Here is a 22,958-nt window from a genome sequence, read left to right on the forward strand (position 1 = left end):
GTCGATCGGGCGTCGATTCCGCGTCGATCAGGCCGCGATCAGGTCGCGGTTCAGCAGGTCGGTCACAAGCATGTGACCCGGCGCATGCGTGATGCAGAACGGCGGACGCGCCGTCGCGATCGCCGACTGGGGCGTGACGCCGCAGGCCCAGAAGACCGGGAGTTCGCCGTCGCGGATGTCGACCGCATCGCCGTAATCGGGCCTGGCGATGTCGTCGATGCCGATGCGCGAGGGATCGCCCAGATGCAGCGGCGCACCGTGCACCTGCGGGAGCTTCGAGGTGATCTGCACCGCGCGGATCGCGTCAGCGGCGGTCAGCGGCCGCATCGACACGACGGTCGGCCCGCGGAAGACGCCGGCGGGCGCGGTCGCTATGCTGGTGCGGTACATCGCGACGTTGCGCCCCTGCTCGACGTGCCGCAGCGGGATGCCTTCCGCCAGCAGCGCGTGCTCGAACGAGAACGAGCAGCCGATGACGAAGGCGACCAGATCGTCGCGCCACCAGCGCGTCACGTCGGTGGGTTCGTCGACGAGTTCGCCGTCCCGCCACACGCGGTAGCGCGGCACGTCGCTGCGCAGGTCCAGGTCCGCGCCAAGCGCCGCCAGCGCCGGATCCCCGGGCCTGGTCACGCCGAGCAGCGGGCAGGCCTGCGGATTCAACACGCAGTAGCGGCGGAAGTCTTCCGCGAGCGCCGCCGGCAGGATCGCGAGGTTGGCTTGAACGAACTCGCTGGCCAGTCCGCTGGTGTGGCCGGCGAAGCGGCCGGCGCGTGCGGCGAGTCGGACGTCGAGCGCGCTGGACGAGGCGTCGAGATCGTGGAGATCGGTCGGGTGGCTCATGGCGGATCGCGGGGGCTGTCTGACGATGTGGCGGATTGTGAAAGCCGACCGGCATCGCGATCCAACGCAAATTTTCCGCGCACCATCATCGATTTTTTCGATGAGGACAGCAGCGATTCCGCTTATCGCCGGGACGCCGCCGATGCCATGCGGGCTTTCCCGGAAGACCCGCCGGACGCCTTCCCCGCGGCCTGCCGCGCGACGTGGTCCAGCGCGGAGTCGAGCACCGACTCCGTCAACTGCGAGCTGGGATCCTCGCGATAGCTGGCATGGATAGGCAGCGGCACCAGGTCGGTGTCGCTGCGCAGCACGCGCAGCGAGGTCCGCTTCGCCAGCTGCTCCGCCACCGCCACCGGCAAGGTGGCGATGCCGAAGCCGCCTTCCACCAGCTGCACCATCGCCGAGATCGACGAGATCGCATGCACGCGCGGCAGCGGCAGGCCCGACTCCTGGAACATCTGCAGCAGCGCCTGGTGCGGCTGCGAGCCGCGCTGGAAGGTCAGCAGGTCATGGCCCGCCAGGTCCGACAGTCCGTAGCGGCGCTTGGTGTGCAGGTCCGAGCGGCCGACGAAACCCATGGTCATCGAGGCCATCGCCCGCGTGCGCACGCCGCCGGCATCGGCCGCCGGGATCGCCGCGAAGACCAGGTCCTGCGCGCCCCGCCGCACCTGATCGACCAGCACCGGCGAGGTCTCCACCGTCAGCTCGAGCTCGAAGTCCGGATTCGCCGCGCGCATCTCCTGCAGCCAGCCGGTGAGCCAGCTGTGCACCACCGATTCGATCGCGCCGATGCGCAGCACCGCCGGCCGGCCCGCGCCGCCGGTGCCGCCCATCTCCTCCTTCACCTGCCGCTGCACGTCGAGCAGCCGCTGCGCCAGCGTCTGGAAACGCTGACCGGCGACGGTCAGGCGAAACTGCTTGTCGCGCCGGTCCAGCAGCACCACGCCGAGCTCCTCCTCCAGCGTCGCGATCCGGCTCGACAGCGCGGACTGCGTGATGTGCAGCTTCTCCGCCGCGCGCGTGATGCTGCGCAGCGAGGCGGCCCAGTGGAAGGCTTCGACAAAGCGGAGGTTCATGGCGGCGGATTGTGGAAGTGGTCGAGGGTCGCCGGCACGCGTGGAAGCACCGACGAAAAAAAGCCGCCCCGGAGGGCGGCTTTGAGCATTGCAGGAGACTGGAGATCTTCTTACTTGTGATACGCGGTCTCGCCGTGCGAGCTGATGTCCAGGCCCTCGCGTTCTTCCTCTTCGGAGACACGCAGACCGATCACCAGGTCGACCACCTTGAAGGCGATCACGGAGACCACGCCCGACCACACGATGGTCAGCACGACAGCCTTGAGCTGCGTCAGGACCTGCGAGCCGATCGAGTAGGCGTCCGGCGCGATGGTCGCGGCGGTCACCCAGTCGCCGACGGCCGACGGGCCGCCCAGGCTCGGGCTGTTGAAGACACCGGTCAGCAGCGCGCCGACGATGCCGCCCACGCCGTGGACGCCGAAGACGTCCAGCGAGTCGTCCGCACCCAGCAGCTTCTTCAGACCGGACACGCCCCACAGGCAGGCGAAGCCGGCGACCAGGCCGATCACCAGACCGCCGCCGATGCCGACGTTGCCGGCAGCCGGCGTGATGGCGACCAGACCGGCCACGGCCCCCGAGGCGGCACCCAGCATGGAGGCCTTGCCCTTGAGCAGCGCTTCACCGACGCACCAGGCCAGCACCGCGGCGGCCGTGGCGAACAGCGTGTTGATGAAAGCCAGCGCGGCGAAGCCGTTGGCTTCCAGCGCGGAGCCGGCGTTGAAGCCGAACCAGCCCACCCACAGCAGCGAGGCGCCGACCATGGTCAGGGTCAGGCTGTGCGGCGTGAACGCTTCCTTGCCGTAGCCGATGCGCTTGCCGACCATGAAGGCGCCGACGATGCCCGCGACCGCGGCGTTGATGTGCACCACCGTGCCGCCGGCGAAGTCCAGCGCGCCCCACTGCCACAGCAGGCCGGCCTTGCCGTTCATCTCATCGACGACCGCGGCCGAGGAGTAGGCGTCCGGGCCCATCCAGAACCAGACCATGTGGGCCATCGGCGTATAGCTGAAGGTGAACCACAGGACCATGAACAGCAGCACCGCGCTGAACTTGATGCGCTCGGCGAAGGCGCCGACGATCAGGCAGCAGGTGATGCCGGCGAAGGTCGCCTGGAAGGCGGCGAACACGATCTCGGGGATGTAGACGCCCTTGCTGAAGGTCGCGCCCGGCGCGAAGGTCCCGGCGACGTTGTCCCAGATGCCCTTCATGAACAGCCGGTCGAAGCCGCCGATGAACTTGTTGCCCTCCGTGAATGCCAGGCTGTAGCCGTACAGCGCCCACAGCACGACGATCAGCGAGAAGGTGACCATCACCTGCATCAGCACCGACAGCATGTTCTTGCTGCGGACCAGGCCGCCGTAGAACAGGGCAAGACCTGGCACCGTCATCATGATCACCAGCAGGGTGGAGACCATCATCCAGGTCGTGTCGCCCTTGTTGATGACGGGCGGGGCCGCGGCGGCGGCCGACGCGGCGTCGGCGGGGGCCGAGGCGGCGGGCGCCGCAGGCGTCGTGGCGGCCGGCGCCGTCGGCGCGGGGGCCTGGGCGGTGGTCTCGCTGGCGACGGCGGCGGGCGCGGACGCCGCCTCCTGCGCCATGGCCGCGGGGGCCAGGCTGGTGAAGGCTGCCGCGGCCAGGGCCAGGCAGGCGAGTAGTTTCTTCATGTTGCGGACTCTTTTCGTTGGGTCTTGGGGAATCGGCGTGCTCAGAGCGCGTCCTGGCCGGTCTCGCCGGTGCGGATGCGGATCACCTGGTCCAGCGGGGAGACGAAGATCTTGCCGTCCCCGATCTTGCCGGTGCGGGCGGCGTTCTCGATGGCCTCGATGACCTGCTCGACGACGGTGTCGGAGACCGCGGCCTCGATCTTCACCTTGGGCAGGAAATCGACGACGTACTCCGCGCCGCGGTACAGCTCGGTGTGGCCCTTCTGGCGGCCGAAGCCCTTGACCTCGGTGACGGTCAGCCCCTGGACGCCGATGGCGCTGAGCGCCTCGCGCACTTCATCCAGCTTGAAGGGCTTGATGACGGCAGTGATCAGTTTCATTCGTAGCTCCTCAGAAGACCTTCTTGACGGACACGACCACGCCGTTCTTGCCGAGGTCCTTGCCCTTGCCGCCGATGTAGCCTTCGGCGTTGGTGGCGACGAAGCCGGCGCCGAACGTGAAGCCGGACCAGTCCTTGTTCACCGTGACCGCGTAGTCGGTGTAGCTGGCCGCGCTGTTGTTCTTGACCTTCTGGTGACCCACGTGCGGCGTCAGCGTGAAGCCGCCGCCGACGTCGAAGGTCGCGCTCAGGTCGAGGTAGCCGCTCTGCTTGGAGTCGGCGAAGCCGAACAGGTTGCTGATCGCGTGCGAGTACTTCAGCGTGGCGGGGCCGTACGAGACGGCGCCGTACAGCTCGTTGGTGTTGGCGCTGGTCTCGAGCTTGTTGCTCGGATAGTTGTAGCGCAGGAAGCCCACGTCGACGGTGACGCCGCCGCCGACCTCGGTCTTGTAGCCGGCGTAGGTGTCGATCTCGATGTCGGCGTCGCCGCCGGCGTCCTTGATCCACTTGATGGTGGAGGCCCAGGCGCCGATGTAGAAGCCGCTGGAATGGGCGTAGTCGACACCGCCCTGCAGGGCGGGCTTGAGCCGCGTCTGCGAGATGCCGCGGTAGCGGTAGTCGGAGGTGACGCTGACGTTGAAGGACAGCGGGTTGGCCTCCTGCGCCAGCGCCGGGAGGGCGATGGCGGCGATGGCGGCGACTGCTGCGGCACGGACGGCGGCGATGGGCTTCATGCGCGGGGGCTCCTGATTGTTGGGGCGACTCTGGGCGACTGCTTCCGGGAGAGGCTTTGCAGCTTTTGTGCCAAGCATTCCCGGGCGAGTCCCCTTCCCCCACATTCCCCCCGAAAGGGCCCCATTCCGGCTCACGCCGCGACGAACGGTTGCCGATACCGCCCCGTCAAGCGTCAAAGCGCACCAAATGCATGCGCGGATGGGGGATTGGTTAACCCTAGAAACGCCCCAACAGGGTGCTAGGCGTGAAATCGTTCGCTGCCGACACTGCGGAGCTCATGAATCGAACAGGTGCGGAAGGGATGGCGATGCAAGGCGGCGGAACGGGCAGCGAGTCCGACGGCAAGTCGAGCGGCGTGCAGGTGCAGTGGCCCGTGGACCTGTCGCACATGCGGCCGGAGGATGCGGCGGAGTGGGTCGTGGCGCGGTACAGCGACGGTTCGATGCCGATCGTTCCGGAGCGGATCGCCAGGCGCATGGGCATCGAGGTGTATGCCCTGACCGATCAGGATCGAAGCTCGGCGTATCCCGGCGCGGACGGCAGGTTCTGGATCGTGGTCGATGTCAACGATCCGATCTACCGGCTGCGCTTCGCCATCGCCCATGCACTCGGCCACATCGTGCTGCGCCATGAATGCCCTCCCCTTGAGTCGTGGAACTCGTTCGCGAACGATGCCCCCGATCCGCGCGACCAGGCAGCCAACCTATTCGCCGCAAGCCTGCTGGTTCCCACCGAAAAGTTCAGGTGGTGCCTCACGAGCGGATGGATGAGAAACGCGGACCAGATCGTCAAGACGCTCTGGGTTCCGCTGGACCTGCTGGCATTCCGCTACGAGCAATTGCGCAGGGGTCGCTGAACCGCCTTTCCCACCCCTTTCAAGGAGCCGATCATGTCGGATCTCCCGCCCCTCTCCAATCTCACGCCGCGTCAACCCGTCTTCACGCCAGCAGGACCGGAGACACCCAGTACCGCCGTGCTGAGCGATGCGGTCGAAGCGCGCGCCCGCCTCTGCTTCCGAGCGCTGTCCCTGTGTCTTGCGGCGTTGGTGCTCGTGATGGTCGCCATGAGCCTGCATGCGGTCATGGGCGCCTTCGTCGAACATGCCCGCCTCCCGGTTCTGGAGTCCCCGCATGCGATGCCCGCGGACCTGGTCGCACTCGACGGAGAACTCGCCGATCGAGCGACTCCATCGCAGGCGTGGCCGCACGCGATCGTGGCGGTGATCTCAGTCCTGATGGTGGGCGCGGTCGTCCTGGCCATCGGACTGATCCGAGCGACGTTCTCGATGAAGGTCAACACCGATGTGTCCGCCACGCCGGAGAAGGAATCACCCCCTGCAAGCACCGGCCTTCCAGGCATCGAACTGTTGAAGGCGGCGGCAGACACCATCAAGATGGTGCTCGAAGGCCTACCCAAACGCTGAGGCGAGGCGACATCTCATGGCGATGTCCCTTTCCATCATCCACAGCCGCGCGCTGGACGGCCTCTCGGCCGCGGCGGTCGAAGTGGAAGTGCACTTGGCCAACGGCCTGCCGAGCTTCACGCTGGTGGGGCTCGCGGACCTGGAGGTCAAGGAGTCCCGCGAGCGCGTGCGTGCCGCGCTGCAGAGCAGCGGCCTGGAGTTCCCGGCGAACAAGCGCATCACTGTCAATCTGTCGCCCGCCGACCTGCCGAAGGAGGGCGCGCGCTTCGACCTGCCGATCGCGCTCGGGCTGCTCGCGGCGAGCGGGCAGATCGACGCGGAGATGCTCACGAACATCGAATGCGCCGGAGAACTCGGGCTCTCGGGTGAACTGCGTCCGGTCAAAGGCGCGTTGGCGATGGCGCTCGCGCTGCGCGCGGCCAAGCTTGAGCGGGAGCTGGTCCTGCCTCGGGGTTGCGCCGAGGAAGCGGCGCTGGTGCAGGGACTCGTCGTGCGGGAGGCGGCGCATCTGCTCGACCTCGTGAACGCGCTGCAACCGGGCAGCGAGGCACCGCTGCCGCGTGTGCAGCGCGATCCGCCGCCGCGCGGCGAGACGCCGCTGGACCTGCGCGACATCAAGGGGCAGAGCGGACCGAAGCGCGCGCTGGAGATCGCCGCGGCAGGCGGCCTGAGCATCCTGCTCGTCGGACCGCCGGGCACCGGCAAGTCGATGCTCGCGCAGCGGCTGCCGACGCTGCTGCCGCCCTTGTCCGAATCGGAGGCGCTGGAGTCCGCCGCCCTGCTCAGCGCCAACGGCCAGTTCCGTCCGTCGATGTGGGCGCAGCGCGCCTTCCGCGCGCCGCATCACAGCGCCTCGGCGGCCGCGATGATCGGTGGCGGTTCGCCGCCTCGGCCGGGCGAGATCACGCTCGCGCAACATGGCGTGCTCTTCCTCGATGAGCTGCCGGAATTCCAGCGCATGTCGCTCGAGGCCCTGCGTGAACCGCTGGAGACAGGCCGGGTGCACATTTCGCGCTCGGCGCATCAAGCCGAGTTCCCGGCGCGCTTCCAGCTGGTCGCGGCGATGAACCCCTGCCCCTGCGGGCACCTCGGCAATCCGACCAAGGCCTGCCGATGTTCACCGGACCAGGTCACGCGTTATCAGAACCGGCTGTCAGGCCCGCTGCTCGATCGCATCGACCTGACCGTGGAAGTGCCGGTGCTGTCCCCGACCATCCTGTCGGCGGCCGCCGACGGCGAGACCAGTGTCACCGTCGCCACCCGCGTCGCCGCGGCACGTGACCGCGCGGTGCGGCGCCAGGGTTGCTCCAACGCGATGCTGGCCGCCGGGCAGCTCGACGGTCATCTGGGCATGTCGCCGGAGGGCGAGTCGATGCTGCATCGCGCGGCGGCCCGGCTGGCCTGGTCCGCTCGCAGCTTCCACCGGGTGCTGCGCATCGCGCGCACCGTCGCTGATCTGGCGGACAGCGACACGATCACCGCGTTGCATGTCTCGGAAGCGATCCAGTGGCGCCGGGCGCTGCCGGGCCGCAACGACTGACCCCTCGCGCCGGACCCCCTGCTTCCGTCCAGAAACGACAACGCCGGCATCGCCGGCGTTGTCGATGAGCTGGCGCGAAACCGCGCAGCGTTTACTGGCGGACCAGCTGACCGTCGTTCACGCGCACCACGTCGCCGTTCTGCACGCCCGGGTCGTGGCTGAAGGTCATCGTGCGGTTGCTCTGGTCGGCATTGCGCATCTTGACCACCCACACGGTGGTGCTGCGCTGGCGCTTCTCGATCTCGTTGCCGGCGTAGCCGCCCGCGACCGCGCCGCCCACGGTGGCGATCTTCTTGCCCGTTCCGCCGCCGACCGCGCTGCCCAGCAGGCCGCCGACCACCGCGCCGCCGACGACGCCGATGCCGGTGCCCTGGCCTTCACGCGCCTCGGTGCGGACCGAGAGCACCGTCGCGCAGGACGAGCAGATGCGGGACTCGGACTGCGCCGAACCGGACGAACCGTTGTTGTCCGCATAACCGGTCGAGCCGCCGTCGCGCGGGGCCTGCTGCTGCGCCACGCGGCGCGAGTCGTTGGCCGGACGCTGGACCGCCTCATCGCCGGAGCGGCGCGCCGCCCGGGATTCGTCCGCGGCGTTGGCGCCGTTGCGGTCGACGATGTTGCCCTGCTGCTCGGTCGTCGCGACCGGCGAGTCGGGCAGGGACGGCGCCGCCTGGCGCCCCGCGAAGAAGGCCGCCACGACCAGCACGGTCGCTCCCACGGCCCCAGCCGCGATCTTCTGATTGGTATTCAACGCCATGATTCACCTCTTATGGTTTTCCCCTAGCAACGGGGGATGGGCGAAGAATGCCACGCTGTTACAAGTCGCGGGGGCCGAAAACTGTCCCGTTTGTAAAGGGGTGAAACGCCGCCTGTAAGACAAGGCCGCGTGATGCGGTTTTCGTTGCGTCGGCGCCTCAGCCGAGCAGCGGCGCGAGGGCCCGCTGGGCGTCCTGATGGTCGAGCGCCATGCGCGCCGCCCAGTCCGACACCTGGTCGTCCCCGATGCGTCCCACGTTGAAGTAGGCCGCCTCCGGATGCGCCAGGTAGAAGCCGCTGACGCTGGCCGCCGGCGTCATCGCCATCCCCTCGGTGAGCGCCATGCCGATGTCCTCGGCCTGCAGCACGCGGAACATGTCCCGCTTGACCAGGTGATCCGGGCAGGCCGGATACCCCGGCGCCGGACGGATGCCGCGGTAGGACTCCTTGATGAGTTCCTCGTTGCTGAGCGTCTCGTCGGCCGCGTAGCCCCAGAGGTCCAGCCGCACGCGCTGGTGCAGCCGCTCGGCGAAGGCCTCCGCCAGCCGGTCCGCCAGCGCCTTCAGCATGATCGCGGAGTAGTCGTCCAGATCGTCGACGAACTGCTGCTCCTTCTTGTCCACGCCCAGGCCGGCGGTGACCGCGAACAGCCCGATGTAGTCCGGCACCGTGCCCTTGGGCGCGACGAAGTCCGCCAGCGAGCGGTTGGGCCGGCGCACGCCGTCGACGACCGGCCGCTCGGACTGCATGCGCAGCCCGCGCCAGGTCATCAGCACCTCGGTGCGCGACTCGTCGCTGTAGATCTCGATGTCGTCGTCGTTGACCTGCGCGGCGGGGTACAGGCCCATCACGCCGCTGGCGGTCAGCCAGCGGCCTTCGATCAGCCGCTGCAGCATGCGCTTGCCGTCGCTGAACACGCGCTGCGCCTCGGCGCCGACGACCTCGTCCTTGAGGATCGCCGGGAACGGCCCCGCCAGGTCCCAGGTCTGGAAGAACGGCCCCCAGTCGATGCACTGCGCGAGCTCGGCCAGGTCGTAGTTGCGGAACTGGCGCCGGCCGATGAAGCGCGGCACCGCCGGCGTGTAGGTCGTGAAGTCGGCGCGGTGCTTGTTGGCGCGGGCCTGCGCCAGCGTCACCATCGGCGTCTGCTTCTTGTTGGCGTGCAGCTCGCGGACCTTCTCGTAGTCGGACTTCAGCTCGTCGATGAAGCGCGTCGCGCGTTCGTCCGACAGCAGTTCCGAACAGACGCCCACCGAGCGCGACGCATCCGGCACGTAGACCACCGGTCCTTCGTAGTGCGGCGAGATCTTCACGGCCGTGTGCACGCGGCTGGTCGTCGCGCCGCCGATCAGCAGCGGGATCTTCTTCATGCGGAAGTAGTCGTCGCGCTGCATCTCGGCGGCGACGTACTGCATCTCCTCGAGACTGGGCGTGATCAGGCCCGACAGGCCGATGATGTCCGCGCCCTCGACCTTGGCCTTCGCGAGGATGTCCTGGCACGGGACCATCACGCCCATGTTGACGACCTCGAAGTTGTTGCACTGCAGGACCACCGTCACGATGTTCTTGCCGATGTCGTGCACGTCGCCCTTCACCGTGGCGATGACGATCTTGCCCTTGGAGCGCACGTCCTCGCCGGCGGCGGCCATCAGGCGTTTCTCTTCCTCGATGTAGGGCACCAGGTGCGCGACGGCGGACTTCATCACGCGCGCGCTCTTCACCACCTGCGGCAGGAACATCTTGCCCGCGCCGAACAGGTCGCCCACGACGTTCATGCCGGCCATCAGCGGGCCTTCGATCACGTGCAGCGGTCGGCCGCCCTGGGCGAGGATGCCCTGCCAGGCTTCCTCGGTGTCCTCGACGATGAAATCGGTGATGCCGTGGATCAGCGCATGCGACAGCCGCGCGCCGACGTCGCCCGCGCGCCAGGCCAGCTTGGCGCTGTCGTCCTTGGCGGCGCCCTTGACCGTCTCGGCCACCTCCAGCAGCCGCTCGGTCGAATCCTCGCGGCGGTTCAGCACCACGTCCTCGACGCGCTCGCGCAGGTCGGCGGGGATCTCGTCGTAGACGCCGACCATGCCGGCGTTGACGATGCCCATGTCCATGCCGGCCTGGATCGCGTGGTACAGGAAGACCGTGTGGATGGCCTCGCGCACCGGCTCGTTGCCGCGGAAGCTGAACGACACGTTGGACACGCCGCCGCTGACCTTCGCGCCGGGCAGGTTCTGCTTGATCCAGCGCGTGGCCTCGATGAAGTCGACGGCGTAGTTGTTGTGCTCCTCGATGCCGGTGGCGATCGCGAAGATGTTGGGGTCGAAGATGATGTCCTCGGGCGGGAATCCGATCTCGTCGACCAGCATGCGATAGGCGCGGGTGCAGATCTCGGTCTTGCGCCGGTAGGTGTCGGCCTGACCGGTCTCGTCGAAGGCCATCACCACCGCGGCCGCGCCGTAGCGGCGGATCAGCTTGGCCTGGCGGCGGAACTCCGTCTCGCCTTCCTTCAGCGAGATCGAGTTGACGATGCCCTTGCCCTGGATGCATTTCAGGCCGGCCTCGATCACCTCCCACTTGGACGAGTCGATCATGATCGGCACGCGGGCGATCTCGGGCTCCGAGGCGATCAGGTTGAGGAAGCGCACCATCGCGGCCTTGCTGTCGAGCATGGCCTCGTCCATGTTGATGTCGATGACCTGCGCGCCGTTCTCGACCTGCTGGCGGGCGACGCCCAGCGCGGCCTCGAACTCGCCGTTCAGGATCAGCCGCGCGAAGGCCTTCGACCCCGTCACATTGGTGCGTTCGCCGATGTTCACGAAGAGCGTGCCGGCGCCGATGTTCACAGGCTCCAGGCCGGCGAGTTTCATCGGCGGAACGGCGACCTGCGCGGCGGGCGATGCGGAACTGTCGGAGGCGGGATTCGTGGCGGACATGGCAGCGGCGCTTTTTCTGAGCTGGACGTGAGCTGAGACGAAAGACGGGGCCGCGCAACTCACCGCAACCCCGCGGAACGCGGGTCGGTGAGCGCCGTTGTGAGGCGGTGTCCGGGAGTCCGACACCGCCGTTCCGAGCCTGGCGGGCACCCGGGTGACGGGACCTGTCGCAACGCTCCTCGGAAACCACCGCCGCCGCAGGGGCGCGGGTGCGGCCTTGCTGGGAGCGGGAACAGCGTGCATTCTACCGATCCGGCCCTGGTTTGTTCGTGCCGTATTGCCTTGCGCGGCCTCGGGCGCCCCTATCCTCGCCGCGGCAACGACACAACAACGACAAGACGACGACACGTCGAAGGGAAGGCACCGTGGATCTGGTCCAACTGCCACCAAACAGCCTGCGCGTGGGACAGGTGCTGACGTTCTCGCTGCGCGACGCGGCGGGACATCTGCTGTTCGCCTCCGGGCACGCGCTGCCCGACACGCCGCAGGTCCGCGACCTGCTGGCCCGCGGCCCGTTCGTGCAGGCGCACGAGACGCGCGAGTACCAGCGCGCGCTCGCCCACAAGCTCGACACGATGATGCTGCAGGGCGCGTCGATGTCGGCGCTGGCCAACGCGACCGCCGAATACAAGCCCACGCGGCCGATGCCGATGCCGCAGCAGACCGCGCCGGCGCACACCGCCATCTGGGCCGACCTGCAATGGCATGCGCAGCAGGTGCTGCGCGATCCGCGACGGCCGGAGTTCCTGCTGCGGCTGACGGAGCTGCTGGACAAGGTGCTGGCGCGGTTGACGCAGCAGCCGGACGCCTCGCTCGCGATGCTGGTGCACGACGCCGGCCAGGAGCCGCTGCAGTACAGCGCGCGGCATGCGCTGCTGTCGCTGGCGCTGGTGGAGATGACCACGCGCCAGCTCGGCTGGGGCGAAGGCCGGCGCCGCACGCTCGGCCTGGCGGCGCTGACGATGAACCTGGACAGCGGCGCGCAGCAGGACCAGCACGCGATGCGTCCGGAATCACTCGGCGACGCGCAGCGCGAACAGCTCGCCGGCCACGGCGACCGCGCGGCGGCGACGCTGCTGGCGATCGGCGTCGACGACGAGGACTGGCTGACCGCCGTGCGTCTGCATCACGACGCCGGTCCGGGGCCGCTGGCCGGCCGTTCCGACGGCGAGTTGATGGCGCGACTGCTGCGACGCGCCGACGTCTACGGCGCGCGCCTGAGCCCGCGGCGCAGCCGCCGGCCGCTGTCCGCGGCGCAGGCGGCGAGGGCGGTCTACCTCGACGAACTCCAGCAACCGGACGAAGCCGGCGCCGCGCTCATCAAGGCGATCGGGCTCTATCCGCCGGGCTCGCTCGTCAGGCTCGCCAACGGCGAGGAGGGCATGGTGCTCAAGCGCGGCCACAGCGCCAACGCGCCGCTGGTGGCCTCGCTGCTCGGTCGCAGCGGCACGCCGCTGACCTCGCCGGTGCTGCGCGACACGCGGCTGCAGGCGCAGGCCATCACGGCCAGCCTCGCGCCGCATGAGATCCGCCTGCGGATCAACATGGACACGATGCTGAAGTTGTACTGAGGCTCAGATCTCTTCGGCGACCAGCCCGCTGAACAGCTTGCTGCCCCAGCGGCGCGGCTGGTAGGCGGAGACCTTCTGCGCGATCGCCCGGATGTGGTCCGGCGTCGTGCCGCAGCAGCCGCCCGCGATGTTCAGGAAACCCGCGGCGGCGAACTCGCCGACCAGGCGACCGGTCACGTCCGGCGTCTCGTCGAAGCCGGTATCGCTCATCGGGTTGGGCAGGCCGGCGTTCGGGTAGCAGGAGATCGGCGTGTCGCCGGCCGCCTTCGAGAGTTCCTCGATGTAGGGCCGCATCAGCGCCGCGCCCAGCGCGCAGTTCAAGCCGATGGCCAGCGGCTGCGCGTGCCGCACCGAGTGCCAGAACGCCGTCACCGTCTGCCCCGACAGGATGCGGCCCGACGCGTCGGTCACCGTGCCGGAGATGATCACCGGCAGGCGTTCGCCGGTGTCGTCCATCAGTTCGTCGACCGCGAAGATCGCGGCCTTGGCGTTCAGCGTGTCGAAGATGGTCTCGATCAGGAACAGGTCGACGCCGCCTTCCAGCAGCGCCTTGGCCTGGTCGTAGTACGCCGCGCGCAGGGTGTCGAAGTCGACGTTGCGCGCGCCGGGGTCGTTGACGTCCGGGCTGATCGAGGCGGTGCGCGGCGTCGGGCCGAGCGCCCCGGCCGCGAAGCGCGGCTTGTCCGGCGTGCTGAACGCGTCGCAGGCCTCGCGCGCCAGCCGGGCGGCGGCGACGTTCATCTCGTAGGCATAGTCCTGGAGGCCGTAGTCCTCCTGCGCCACGCTGGTCGTGCCGAAGGTGTTGGTCTCGATGATGTCGGCGCCGGCCTCGAGGTACTGGCGGTGGATCTCGCTGATGACCTCGGGCTTGGTCATCACCAGCAGGTCGTTGTTGCCCTTGAGGTCCTTCGGATGATCGGCGAAGCGCGCGCCGCGGAAGTCGGCTTCCGTCAGCTTGTAGCGCTGGATCATCGTGCCCATCGCGCCGTCCAGGACGGCGATGCGCTTGGCCAGGATGGCGGGCAAGGCGGCACCGCGGGTATAGACCACGGGACGGGCGACGACGGGACGGGCGGAGCTCGGGGCATTCATGGCCCCGATTGTAGGAAACCCGTCAATACATCGTGCGGCGCTGGCGTTCTTCCAGTTCGGCGTCATAGGCGGCGCCGTCGACCGCCGCGCTCAGGCCGGCGAGGATGGACCCCGTCGACGGCAGCGTGGTGCGCTCGACATGGCGGGCCGGATTCCACAACTCCGAACGCTTCACCGCCCGCGCGCACTGGAAGAAGACCGAGTGCACCTCGATCACCAGCACCGACTTCGGCAACTGGCCCTCGACCGCGAAGCGCTCCCGCAGCGCCGGCGAGGCGCTGATGCGGCCCACGCCGTTCACGCGCAGGCATTCGCCGATGCCCGGGATCAGGAACAGCAGCGCCAGCGACGGATCGTGGATCAGGTTGCGCAGGCTGTCGATGCGATGGTTGCCGCGACGGTCGGGCAGCAGCAGCGTCCTGGGATCGGCGACTTCGATGAAGCCGGGCGCGTCGCCGCGCGGCGAGGTGTCGAGTCCATGCGGCCCGCGCGTCGCAAGGATCGCGAACGGCGAGGCTTCAATGAACGGCCGGTACAGCGGGTGGACGTGGTCGCATTCCTTGTCCAGCGTGGCGGGCGCGGTGGGTGCCTCGTAGACCGTCCGCAGCGCGTCGACGGTCGCCAGGTCGTGCGAGCGGTCCAGCCACGCGCTCATCCGCCGAAGACCTTCTTCAGGATGGCGCTGCCGGTGGAGACCGGGTCCTGGCGGATCTTCTTCTCCTCCTGGCCGATCATGAAGTACAGGCCGTCCAGCGCCTTGTCGGTGACGTAGCCCTGCAGGTTGGCGTCTTCCTTGCGGATGAGCCCGAAGCCCGAGGCCTTGCCGGCCACCGCGTTGTACTTCTCGCTCAGCGACTGGCGCTCGGTCGCCTTGGTCACGATGGGCAGGAACTTCGTCGACAGCGGCGAGCGGGTCTTCTCCTCGAAGAACTGCGTCACCGCGTTGTCGCCGCCGCGCACGATCTTCACCGCGTCCTCGACGCTGATGTTGCGCACGGTGCTCACCAGCAGCTGACGCGCCTCGGGCATCGCCTGCTCGGCGGCGCGGTTCATCGAGGTGATCAGGTCGTCGATGCGCTTGCCCTGGCCGGTCGTGCGCAGCAGGCGTGCGGCGTCCTTGAGGGCACCAGGCAATTCGATCTTCACTTGCGGGTTGCCGAGGAAGCCATCGGTGCGTCCCAGGTTCGCGAGCGCCGCCTGGGCGCCACGTTCGAGCGCGGCGCGCACGCCGGAGGCGGCGTCGCCCTCGCTCAGGCTCAGCGCCATCGCCCAGGGCGAGGCGCAGCCCGCGCCCAGCAGGGCGATCAGGTCACGGCGAAGCAGGGTCATCGGTGTCTCCTTCTTGAGCGTCAGGGGCTGCCGTCTCGACGGCGTCGGGGGTCGCCTCGGCAGCGTCGTTCGAGGGTTCGTCCGTGGCGTCCTCGTCGATGCCGGCGTCGTCCGACGCTGCATCTTCCGACTCCGCGAGGTCCATGTCGATGGCACCGAACGGGCCCGGGCCGTCGCCGAGCTTGAACTCGATGCGCAGGCTGTCGCCGGGTTCGAGCGACACCGGCTTGCCGAGCACCGGCGTGCCCGCGCCCACCAGCGTGCCGGCACGCAGCGGCCGGTTGAGGGCGGCCTCGGCGAGCAGGTCGCCGAAGGACCATTTCATGCCGGTCTTCGCGTCGACGACCGCCTGCTTGCGCCCGTTGCGCATGACCTGCAGCTGCAGCGCCGCGCGTCCGAGGTACCAGGCGCCGGGCAGTTCGTCCGGCGTGACGGCGACCGGCGCGAACTGCAGCGCGGGGCGGCTGTGCAGTGCGGGCCAGCCGTTGGCGAGTTCTTCCTGCTGCACCGGCCGCAGCACCCAGTCGCTGACCAGCATCAGCAACCGGATCGATTCCAGCGCCTCCGACGGCACCGCGCCCTGCGCCAGGTCGCCGGTCAGCGCGGCGAGCTGCGGCTCGGGCTCCAGGCCGGGCGTGCGCAGGTCCAGCAGTTCGGTGGGGCCGAGCAGCGCCTCGGCGCCGCCCGCGCGCAGCAGCGGGGCGCTGAGGCGCTCCGGCCACGCGAGGCCGCGCTCGCGCAAGGCCTGACCCTGCTCGGGATAGGCCTCGCCGGCGATCCAGCCGGCCAGACGCGGCAGCGGGGCCAGGCATTGCTTGGGGTCGAACGCGAACCCGTGCCGCGCCCGGCCGTGGTTCAGCGACTGCGACAGCGTCTCGAGTTGAGGCGCCATGAAATTCCAGTCGTCCAGCACCTGTTGCAGGCGCGTGGCGATGCCGTTGGCATAGCATGCCTGGCTCAGGTCTCGCGACACGACCACCAGTTGGCCGTCGCGGGATCCGTCGCGGTAGGTTGCGAGTTTCATCGTGGTGTTCGGACAGTCATTCGTCGGGCGATCGTTGGCGGCATTTTCACCTCAGGAGCGGGTCGCGTTCGCCACGGCCGTCGCAGGGGCGCTGATGCTGCATGCGGGAGCGATAGTCGCGCTCTCCGATCGCGGACTGCCGCGGGCGATCGACACGCCGGTGGTGACGGCCCGCGTCATCGACGCACCACGTCCACCGCCCCCGCCGAAGGCCGAACCGGTCGCGCCCGTGGTCGCTCCGCCGATCGTGCGGCGCACGGTCTCGCGCCCTGCGCTCCCACCCAAACCAAGGCCCCCTGCCGAGACCCGTCCCGTGCCCGCGCTGCTGGCGCTGCCGCTGCGCGGCGACGGCGCGCTCGCCTACGCGTTCGTCATCGACGGCCGACCCGGTGAGGCCGCCCTGAGCTTCCACATCGGCAACGGCCGCTACGACATCACGCTCGAACGCCGCGCGGGCGACCGTGAACTGCCGGTCTGGCGCAGCGAAGGGCGCGTCGGTCCGCAAGGTTTGCAGCCGGAACGACACCGCGTGTCGCGCCAGGGCCGCGAGCGCGAGCTGCAGATCTTCGACCGGGACGCCGCGCGGCCGGTTCTCCTTGTAGGCGCGCGCGCCTTTGCCCTGTCGGCGGGCACGCAGGACCGGCTGTCGTGGTGGCTGCAGCTGGCCGCGATGATGGCCGCGGAACCGGCGCCCTACGTGGGGCAACGTCTGCGCGTGCCGGTGGCCGGTCCCGCGGGCGTCAACGACTGGGATTTCGAGGTGCGCGCGCGCGACGGCGACCGGTGGCTCCTGCGCCGCGATCTCGCGCAAGGTGCCGGCCGTCCGGCACTGCAATGGTCGGTCTGGCTCGATGGGCGGCGGGGTTTCCTGGCGGTCGACCTGCGCTTCAGTCTGGACGACGACGAGCAGTGGGCGCTCCGCTTGCTGGAGTGAGCGGGTCAGCCGCGCACATGTCCGCTTGACCTCGATCCCGTGTGTGCGCGTTACGGTTCGTATATCCGTGAAACCTTGTGCGGTTGGCACCACAAATGCTTGAGACACGGTCAGCGTGTTCCGCAAGTTCTGCCACCATGGGTCATGGCCTGGGTTGGGAGCGACGGGTCTTGAATCTGTCGCAACAGGCCATAACTCCTCCAACCAAGGAGTCCTTCATGCACATGCTCTACGACTCACCGAGCTACATCGTCGTCCAGTTCGATGTACCGGTCGCTCCGTCCGCTGGCGATGCTGCGCACGCCGCCCAGGTGGACCACACCAACCTTCCCTCGCTGCAGCGTGACGGCTTCGAGATCGTCGACAAGTTCACCCGCAAGGAAATCTTCATCGAGGGCGCTCTCGCCCAGACCTTCCAGGAGGGCGTGGAAGCGCTCATCGAACAGGGTCCCGACGTCGACGACCTCGACGCCTTCATCGCGCAATACGCGAACCTGGGCCAGCAGCCCGTGATCATGCATTGATCCCGGGGCTTGTCCCCCGGCCTTCCCTGCGCCAAGATCGTGCGGCGCGCCCCGTTCAGGGGTGGTCCCCCCGCACAAACCATGGCCAAGCGCTCGCAGCTTCCGCTGGACTCTCCGGGCCTGTCCGACAGCCCGGTGCTGGACCGCATGTGCTCGCACTTCGTGCTGACGCTGACGGTCCGCCACGCCAACCGCTTCAATCCCCGCCGCGATCTCAGCGGCCTGCTCGCGCTGACCGCGCGTCATCTGGTCTGGCCGCCGCAGGTGCTGTCGCGCGTGCGCGGCTATCTGGCGCGGCGTTGCGTGGGCCACGCGCTGTGGGCCGGCCATGACCGGCTGGGCGATGCCGCCTTCCTCGCCCGCCACGGTGTCTGGCGCGGACCCTTCGCCGAGGGCACGCTGTTCTTCTACCTCGACGAATACATCAAGGACGCGCCCAAGGACCTGCTGGCGCTGCTGTCCTGCACCTGCGACGCCCTCGACGGCCAGTTGCGGAGCCGGTCCACGCTGGTGGAGCAGAACATCGACGTCCTCGGGCGGCTGCTGCAGCTGAACGCCGCCGAGCGCGCGCTGCTGCTCTACGGCACGCTGGCGCGATATCAGCGCGAGCTGCGCGGCGCCCTGGTCGAGTTCAAGGTCAACACCGCGCAGGAAGCCTTCGCCGCGATCGCGGAGGTGGCCGGCGTCGATCCGCATGAGGTGGCCGACGCGCTGCGCGCCGGCTCGCGGCTGGAGCGGGTCGGCATGATCGAGAACCTGATCGCCGAACACAACATCACCGACCTCTCCGACCTGATGAAGGTCAGCGAGCAACTGCCGCCGGTGCTGATGCGCGCCTATGACGGACCGCAGGACCTGATGGCCGTCTTCACGCGCCCGGTGACGCCGAGCCCGCTGCAGCGTGCCGACTTCGACTTCATCGCCGAGGACGTGACGCTGCTCGCAACGCTGCTTCGCCAGGCGGTGGCGCAGGGTCAGGCCGGCGTGAACGTGCTGCTCTACGGCCCGCCGGGCACCGGCAAGACGGAACTGGCGAAGGTCGCGGCGCGCGAGGCCGGTCTGAGCCTGTACGAAGTCGAATACGCCGACCGCGACGGCAACGCGCTGAGCGGCCGCGACCGCTACCGCTCGCTGCAGATCAGCCAGGTGTTCCTGAAGGCGAGCCGCGACGTCGCGCTGCTGTTCGACGAGGTCGAGGACGTCTTCCCGCACCTGAGCGGCGACACCGCGCATCTGATGGCCCGGCTCGACGCGGCGCTGGAGGTGCCCGCGACCATGACCGTCAACGGCAAGGCCTGGGTCAACCAGATCCTGGAGACCAACCCCGTCCCGGTGCTGTGGATCACCAACCGCATCGAGCACATCGACCCCGCGTTCCGGCGCCGCTTCCAGTACCACCTGGAGCTGACCTCGCCGCCGCCCGGCGCGCGGCTGGGGCTGGTGCGCAAGGCGCTCGAGGAATTGCCGGTGCCCGAGGGCTTCGCCGAACGTCTGTCCGAACGTCGCGGCCTGACGCCGGCGCAGGTCCGTACCGCCGTGCGTTTCGCGCGGCTGGCGGGCAGCGGGCGCAGGGACGTCCCGGACAGCGCGAATGCCGATGCCGATGCGGCTTCCGATGTCCATGCCGATGCGGACGAACGGGCCGCCTTCAACGAACGCCTCATCAGCCGGCAGCTGCTGCACGCCGACAAGGCGCTCGGCCTGGTCGACGCGTCGCCCCAGGCGCGGCCGGCGGCGACGCGCTACTCGCTCGACCTCATCCACTGCGAATGCCGCTTCGCGCTGCCGCGCCTGATCGAGGCGCTGCGACGCCGCGGCATGGGCAGCCTGTGCTTCCACGGCCCGCCGGGCAGCGGCAAGACCGCGCTGGCGGAACACATCGCCGCGGAGCTGCAACGGCCGCTGATGGTGAGGCTGGCCAGCGACCTGATGTCCAAGTACGTCGGCGAGACGGAGCAGAACATGGCCCGCATGTTCGAGACCGCCGCCGCCGAGGGCGCGCTGCTGCTGCTGGACGAGGCCGACAGTTTCCTGCGCAGCCGCCGCAGCGCCGAACGGCATTACGAGGTCAGCGAGGTGAACGAGATGCTGGCCGGCATGGAGCGCCATGCCGGCCTCTTCATCTGCACGACCAACGCCTTCGACGACCTGGACGAGGCCGCCTTGCGCCGCTTCAGCTTCAAGATCCGCTTCAAGGCGCTGCGGCCGGACCAGCGGCTGACGATGTTCGAGCGCGAAGCCGGCGTGCCGCCGGACGAGTCGCACGCGGACCGGCTGGGCGCGCTGGACGCGTTGACGCTCGGCGACTTCGCCGCGGTGCGGCAGCAGGCCGAGATCCTCGGCGAGGCGCTGTCGCCCGACGAGTTCATGACCTTGCTCGAGGCCGAGCATCGCGTGAAGCCGGAAGTCCGCCAGCGGCGACCGATGGGCTTCCGCGCGGGCGAGACCTGACCCCCGCCGCTGTCGATCGCCCTTCCCTCCCCCATCGGCGGGTACACCGCTCGACCCGGACCGACCCGGTTCTATGGCATCGTGCCGTCCATGCTGAATCCGTCCCCGTCGACTCTCCTGATGCGAGCCTCGCGAAGTCTTGCTGCCGGCGCGCTCGCCGTGCTGGCGCTGGTGGCCGGCACCGCCGCGCTGGCCGCGCCGACCAAGACCTCCTGCCCGCCCGAACCCGCGCCCCTGTCCGCCGACCGCCTCGCCGCGCAGGCCAAGGACCGCGGCCTGATGTGGACGCTCAAGCGAGACGGGCAGACCTCCTACCTCTACGCCAGCCTGCACGTCGGCAAACCGGGCTGGGCCGCGCCTGGCCCGCGGCTGCGCAAGGCGCTGGACGAGGTGGACGCCGTCGCGCTGGAGCTGGACCCGTTGGACCGCGACGCCTGGAAGATGCCGCCCATGCCCGAGCTGCCGCTGGACGCCGCGATGCGCCAGCGCCTGGATGCGCAAGCCACGGCGGTCTGCCTGGAGCCGCGCGCGCTCGCGGCGCTGCATCCGCTGCTGCAGACCAGCACCTACATGCTGCTGCGCGCCCGCTCGCTGGGCCTGGACGTGCGCTACGGCCAGGAGATGCTGCTGAGCCAGTGGGCACGCGACCGCGGCCTGCCGGTGCTGGCGCTGGAAACGCTGCAGGGCCAGCTCGAAGCGCTGCTGCCCGCCGACGAGGACGCCGCGCGGCGCGAACTGCGCTCCAACCTGCAGCAGCTCGAACGTCCGAAGTCGCTGCTGCGCACGCTGGACACGATGGTGGGCGTCTACGACCGCGGCGACCTGGCTCGCCTGAACCGGTACGCCGACTGGTGCGACTGCGTGACCGACGCCTCCGATCGCGCGGCGCTGCAGCGCATCAACGACGGGCGCAATCCTGCGCTCGCCCAGCGGATCTCCGAGCTGCACCAGCGCGGCCAGTCGCTGCTGGTGGCCGTCGGCGCGATGCACATGACCGGTCCGCGCGCACTCACGACGCTGCTCAAGGACCAGGGCTTCGAGGTAACCCTGATGCCGCGGACCGCGTCGCGCTGACCGAGTTGCGGCACACTGGGCCGCCGCCGGCCCGGGCCGGCCTTCCCACCGATCATCCTCCCCATTCCTTCCCTGGAGTCCCCCATCTTGGACCCGCTGCCGTCCTTCCTCCAATCGCTGTTCCTGGTGCCGCTGACGCTGCTGCCCATCATCAACCCGGTGGGCGTGGCCCCGATCGTCATCGGCGCGGCCGGCGGCGACGACAAGGTCCTCAAGCGGCTGGCGCGCCAGGTGGCGATCAACGGCTGGGTGGTGATCATGGTGTCGCTGCTGGTGGGCACCTACGTGCTGGACCTGTTCGGCATCTCGCTGCCGGTCGTGCGCGTCGGCGGCGGCCTGCTGGTGGCCTACAGCGCCTGGGTCATGCTGACGCGCAACGAGACCGACGACATGCAGGCCGCCGTGGTGCACGCCTCGCCCGGGGACATCACCGAGGCCGAGATCGTCCGCCGCAGCTTCTTCCCGATCACCTTCCCGCTGACCACCGGCCCGGGCAGCATCGCCGCGGCGATCGCGCTGGGCGCGCAGATCCCGAGATCGCCGGTGCCCTACGTGATGGGCGCGGGCATCGCCGCCATCGGCGCGGCCTTCACCGCCGCCGTGGTCTACCTGGTCTACCGCAACGGCGGCCGGCTGCTGATGAAGATGGGCGAGGTCGGCACTCTGGTCATGATGCGGCTGATGGCCTTCGTGCTGCTGTGCATCGGCATCCAGATCCTGTGGTCCGGCTGGGCCGACCTGAACCACATTCCGACCTGACGCGGCCACCGCCCTTCCCGACGTCGGACGGGCGCCGCCAGGACGTAGGATCGGGCTCATGGCCGCCCCCGGGCACCCCTGCTCACGCCGGGGCCCCCGGTGAGGACGGCCCCCAGGAGACACCATGGCGGACACCGACTTCAGCAAATTCGTTCCGGGCTTCGACTTCCTCCAAGGACTGATGAAGAACGCCGGCGCCGCGCTCCCCGGCTTCAACCAGTGGGTCGCGCCGACGCTGGACCCGCAGGAGCTGGACAAGCGCATCGACGAACTGCGCACCGTGCAGTTCTGGCTCGAGAACAACGCCCGCATGCTCACCGCGACCATCCAGGCGCTGGAGGTGCAACGGATGACCCTGTCGACGCTGCACGCGATGAACGTGCCGATGGCGGACCTGAAGGACGTGCTGAAGACGCCGCCGGCGCCGCCCGCGCGCCCGGCGCCCGCCGATGCACCCGCGCCGGCATCGGCGCCGGCATCAGCGTCAGCTCAGGCGGAGTCGAAGTCCGCGCCCGGTCCCGAGTCAGGTGCCGACGATCCCGCAGGTTCCAGACCCGCCGGCGCCGATCCCATGCAATGGTGGAACGCGCTCACCCAGCAGTTCACGCAGGTCGCGGCCAACGCGATGAAGACGGCGCAGAGCGCGGCAACGGCCACCTCGTCCGCAACGGCTGCGGCGGCTTCTGCAGCGGCCGCGGCCGCTTCGCCGAAGACCGCCCGGAAGTCCGCGCCGACCCCGGCCGCGACAGCTGCCGCAAAGCCGGCCGCGAAGAAGGCGCCCCCCGCGCGCAAGGCCGCTCCCAAGGCCGCTCCAAAACGCAAGGCTCCTTGAGCTCTCCCCAGTTCCATCGAGGGCCGTT

General features: G+C 69.4%; 21 protein-coding genes and 1 riboswitch. Of the genes, 10 read left to right on the forward strand and 11 right to left on the reverse strand.

Translation table 11 applies throughout. The features are described from left to right. Nucleotides 1-27 precede the first annotated feature (27 nt). From ABE85_RS21210 to ABE85_RS21230, 5 genes are all read right to left on the reverse strand, one after another. Nucleotides 28-840 (reverse strand): putative hydro-lyase, encoded by an 813-nt coding sequence (locus ABE85_RS21210; RefSeq protein ID WP_067279303.1) that lies wholly within the window; start codon nt 838-840, stop codon nt 28-30. A 122-nt stretch (nt 841-962) separates the two neighbouring features. Continuing rightward, nucleotides 963-1,916 (reverse strand): LysR family transcriptional regulator, encoded by a 954-nt coding sequence (locus ABE85_RS21215; RefSeq protein ID WP_067279306.1) that lies wholly within the window; start codon nt 1,914-1,916, stop codon nt 963-965. Between the two features lie 110 nt (nt 1,917-2,026). Further along, nucleotides 2,027-3,580, reverse strand: coding sequence for an ammonium transporter (amt, locus tag ABE85_RS21220; protein WP_067279309.1), 1,554 nt, complete (start codon nt 3,578-3,580; stop codon nt 2,027-2,029). A 41-nt stretch (nt 3,581-3,621) separates the two neighbouring features. Then, entirely contained in the window at nt 3,622-3,960 is a 339-nt protein-coding gene (gene glnK / locus ABE85_RS21225; protein ID WP_067279313.1) for a P-II family nitrogen regulator, read from the reverse strand. 10 nt (nt 3,961-3,970) lie between these two features. After that, the gene (locus ABE85_RS21230) at nt 3,971-4,693 is read right to left on the reverse strand and encodes a TorF family putative porin (RefSeq protein ID WP_067279316.1); all 723 of its coding nucleotides are present in this window, start codon (nt 4,691-4,693) and stop codon (nt 3,971-3,973) included. 302 nt (nt 4,694-4,995) lie between these two features. On the opposite strand from ABE85_RS21230, the gene ABE85_RS21235 reads away from it, so the two are divergent. The 3 genes from ABE85_RS21235 to ABE85_RS21245 are packed head-to-tail and all read left to right on the forward strand — an operon-like array spanning nt 4,996 to nt 7,657. After that, nucleotides 4,996-5,550 carry an ImmA/IrrE family metallo-endopeptidase gene (locus tag ABE85_RS21235; protein WP_067279319.1) on the forward strand — a complete coding sequence of 185 codons (555 nt, stop codon included), beginning with the start codon at nt 4,996-4,998 and terminating at the stop codon, nt 5,548-5,550. Nucleotides 5,551-5,583: 33 nt separating this feature from the next. Continuing rightward, nucleotides 5,584-6,117, forward strand: coding sequence for a hypothetical protein (locus ABE85_RS21240; RefSeq protein ID WP_157522724.1), 534 nt, complete (start codon nt 5,584-5,586; stop codon nt 6,115-6,117). Nucleotides 6,118-6,139: 22 nt separating this feature from the next. After that, the gene (locus tag ABE85_RS21245; RefSeq protein ID WP_067283276.1) at nt 6,140-7,657 is read left to right on the forward strand and encodes a YifB family Mg chelatase-like AAA ATPase; all 1,518 of its coding nucleotides are present in this window, start codon (nt 6,140-6,142) and stop codon (nt 7,655-7,657) included. A gap of 91 nt (nt 7,658-7,748) precedes the next feature. Here ABE85_RS21245 and ABE85_RS21250 read toward each other — a convergent pair whose 3' ends face one another. Both ABE85_RS21250 and metH read right to left on the reverse strand, forming a co-directional pair. Then, the gene (locus ABE85_RS21250) at nt 7,749-8,414 is read right to left on the reverse strand and encodes a glycine zipper 2TM domain-containing protein (RefSeq protein ID WP_067279326.1); all 666 of its coding nucleotides are present in this window, start codon (nt 8,412-8,414) and stop codon (nt 7,749-7,751) included. 157 nt (nt 8,415-8,571) lie between these two features. Beyond that, nucleotides 8,572-11,340, reverse strand: coding sequence for a methionine synthase (metH, locus tag ABE85_RS21255; RefSeq protein WP_082938821.1), 2,769 nt, complete (start codon nt 11,338-11,340; stop codon nt 8,572-8,574). An 82-nt stretch (nt 11,341-11,422) separates the two neighbouring features. Further along, nucleotides 11,423-11,527: riboswitch (S-adenosyl-L-homocysteine riboswitch) on the reverse strand. Between the two features lie 178 nt (nt 11,528-11,705). On the opposite strand from metH, the gene ABE85_RS21260 reads away from it, so the two are divergent. Further along, entirely contained in the window at nt 11,706-12,911 is a 1,206-nt protein-coding gene (locus ABE85_RS21260) for a hypothetical protein (protein WP_067279329.1), read from the forward strand. Between the two features lie 3 nt (nt 12,912-12,914). On the opposite strand, the gene ABE85_RS21265 is transcribed toward ABE85_RS21260, so the two are convergent. Genes ABE85_RS21265 through ABE85_RS21280 form a run of 4 tightly spaced genes read right to left on the reverse strand, consistent with a single transcriptional unit; the run spans nt 12,915 to nt 16,356 of the window. Further along, a complete protein-coding gene (locus tag ABE85_RS21265; RefSeq protein ID WP_067279332.1) occupies nt 12,915-14,003 on the reverse strand; it encodes a homocysteine S-methyltransferase family protein in 1,089 nt (362 codons plus the stop codon). 22 nt (nt 14,004-14,025) lie between these two features. Further along, nucleotides 14,026-14,658, reverse strand: coding sequence for a pyridoxamine 5'-phosphate oxidase family protein (locus ABE85_RS21270; protein WP_067279335.1), 633 nt, complete (start codon nt 14,656-14,658; stop codon nt 14,026-14,028). Next, entirely contained in the window at nt 14,655-15,332 is a 678-nt protein-coding gene (locus tag ABE85_RS21275; protein WP_067279338.1) for a DUF4197 domain-containing protein, read from the reverse strand. The genes ABE85_RS21270 and ABE85_RS21275 overlap by 4 nt, the downstream gene beginning before the upstream one ends. Beyond that, on the reverse strand, nt 15,313-16,356 hold the full coding sequence (locus tag ABE85_RS21280; protein WP_067279341.1) for a fumarylacetoacetate hydrolase family protein: 1,044 nt from the start codon (nt 16,354-16,356) through the stop codon (nt 15,313-15,315). Before ABE85_RS21280 ends, ABE85_RS21275 begins: the two co-directional genes overlap by 20 nt. A gap of 94 nt (nt 16,357-16,450) precedes the next feature. On the opposite strand from ABE85_RS21280, the gene ABE85_RS21285 reads away from it, so the two are divergent. The 6 genes from ABE85_RS21285 to ABE85_RS21310 all read left to right on the forward strand — a co-directional run bounded on the left by ABE85_RS21285 (nt 16,451) and on the right by ABE85_RS21310 (nt 22,930). Continuing rightward, a complete protein-coding gene (locus tag ABE85_RS21285; RefSeq protein ID WP_157522726.1) occupies nt 16,451-17,290 on the forward strand; it encodes a hypothetical protein in 840 nt (279 codons plus the stop codon). 218 nt (nt 17,291-17,508) lie between these two features. Then, complete coding sequence (locus ABE85_RS21290; RefSeq protein ID WP_067279348.1) at nt 17,509-17,814, forward strand: DUF3567 domain-containing protein; 306 nt, start codon at nt 17,509-17,511, stop codon at nt 17,812-17,814. Nucleotides 17,815-17,895: 81 nt separating this feature from the next. Further along, nucleotides 17,896-20,265 carry an ATP-binding protein gene (locus tag ABE85_RS21295; RefSeq protein ID WP_067279351.1) on the forward strand — a complete coding sequence of 790 codons (2,370 nt, stop codon included), beginning with the start codon at nt 17,896-17,898 and terminating at the stop codon, nt 20,263-20,265. A 120-nt stretch (nt 20,266-20,385) separates the two neighbouring features. Beyond that, on the forward strand, nt 20,386-21,339 hold the full coding sequence (locus tag ABE85_RS21300; RefSeq protein ID WP_157522728.1) for a TraB/GumN family protein: 954 nt from the start codon (nt 20,386-20,388) through the stop codon (nt 21,337-21,339). An 87-nt stretch (nt 21,340-21,426) separates the two neighbouring features. Continuing rightward, nucleotides 21,427-22,098 (forward strand): MarC family protein, encoded by a 672-nt coding sequence (locus ABE85_RS21305; protein WP_231993152.1) that lies wholly within the window; start codon nt 21,427-21,429, stop codon nt 22,096-22,098. Between the two features lie 124 nt (nt 22,099-22,222). Then, the gene (locus ABE85_RS21310) at nt 22,223-22,930 is read left to right on the forward strand and encodes a PhaM family polyhydroxyalkanoate granule multifunctional regulatory protein (protein WP_067279357.1); all 708 of its coding nucleotides are present in this window, start codon (nt 22,223-22,225) and stop codon (nt 22,928-22,930) included. Nucleotides 22,931-22,958 lie beyond the last annotated feature (28 nt).

It is taken from the genome of Mitsuaria sp. 7, assembly GCF_001653795.1.
In the GTDB taxonomy this organism is placed as follows: Bacteria; Pseudomonadota; Gammaproteobacteria; order Burkholderiales; family Burkholderiaceae_C; genus Roseateles.

Bases quoted from the DNA above. Each gene is read 5' to 3' on its own strand.
- ABE85_RS21210 (WP_067279303.1), bottom strand. From the start codon at position 840: ATGAGCCACCCGACCGATCTCCACGATCTCGACGCCTCGTCCAGCGCG.
- ABE85_RS21215 (WP_067279306.1), bottom strand. From the start codon at position 1,916: ATGAACCTCCGCTTTGTCGAAGCCTTCCACTGGGCCGCCTCGCTGCGC.
- amt (WP_067279309.1), bottom strand. From the start codon at position 3,580: ATGAAGAAACTACTCGCCTGCCTGGCCCTGGCCGCGGCAGCCTTCACC.
- glnK (WP_067279313.1), bottom strand. From the start codon at position 3,960: ATGAAACTGATCACTGCCGTCATCAAGCCCTTCAAGCTGGATGAAGTG.
- ABE85_RS21230 (WP_067279316.1), bottom strand. From the start codon at position 4,693: ATGAAGCCCATCGCCGCCGTCCGTGCCGCAGCAGTCGCCGCCATCGCC.
- ABE85_RS21235 (WP_067279319.1), top strand. From the start codon at position 4,996: ATGGCGATGCAAGGCGGCGGAACGGGCAGCGAGTCCGACGGCAAGTCG.
- ABE85_RS21240 (WP_157522724.1), top strand. From the start codon at position 5,584: ATGTCGGATCTCCCGCCCCTCTCCAATCTCACGCCGCGTCAACCCGTC.
- ABE85_RS21245 (WP_067283276.1), top strand. From the start codon at position 6,140: ATGTCCCTTTCCATCATCCACAGCCGCGCGCTGGACGGCCTCTCGGCC.
- ABE85_RS21250 (WP_067279326.1), bottom strand. From the start codon at position 8,414: ATGGCGTTGAATACCAATCAGAAGATCGCGGCTGGGGCCGTGGGAGCG.
- metH (WP_082938821.1), bottom strand. From the start codon at position 11,340: ATGTCCGCCACGAATCCCGCCTCCGACAGTTCCGCATCGCCCGCCGCG.
- ABE85_RS21265 (WP_067279332.1), bottom strand. From the start codon at position 14,003: ATGAATGCCCCGAGCTCCGCCCGTCCCGTCGTCGCCCGTCCCGTGGTC.
- ABE85_RS21270 (WP_067279335.1), bottom strand. From the start codon at position 14,658: ATGAGCGCGTGGCTGGACCGCTCGCACGACCTGGCGACCGTCGACGCG.
- ABE85_RS21275 (WP_067279338.1), bottom strand. From the start codon at position 15,332: ATGACCCTGCTTCGCCGTGACCTGATCGCCCTGCTGGGCGCGGGCTGC.
- ABE85_RS21280 (WP_067279341.1), bottom strand. From the start codon at position 16,356: ATGAAACTCGCAACCTACCGCGACGGATCCCGCGACGGCCAACTGGTG.
- ABE85_RS21285 (WP_157522726.1), top strand. From the start codon at position 16,451: ATGCTGCATGCGGGAGCGATAGTCGCGCTCTCCGATCGCGGACTGCCG.
- ABE85_RS21290 (WP_067279348.1), top strand. From the start codon at position 17,509: ATGCACATGCTCTACGACTCACCGAGCTACATCGTCGTCCAGTTCGAT.
- ABE85_RS21295 (WP_067279351.1), top strand. From the start codon at position 17,896: ATGGCCAAGCGCTCGCAGCTTCCGCTGGACTCTCCGGGCCTGTCCGAC.
- ABE85_RS21300 (WP_157522728.1), top strand. From the start codon at position 20,386: ATGCGAGCCTCGCGAAGTCTTGCTGCCGGCGCGCTCGCCGTGCTGGCG.
- ABE85_RS21310 (WP_067279357.1), top strand. From the start codon at position 22,223: ATGGCGGACACCGACTTCAGCAAATTCGTTCCGGGCTTCGACTTCCTC.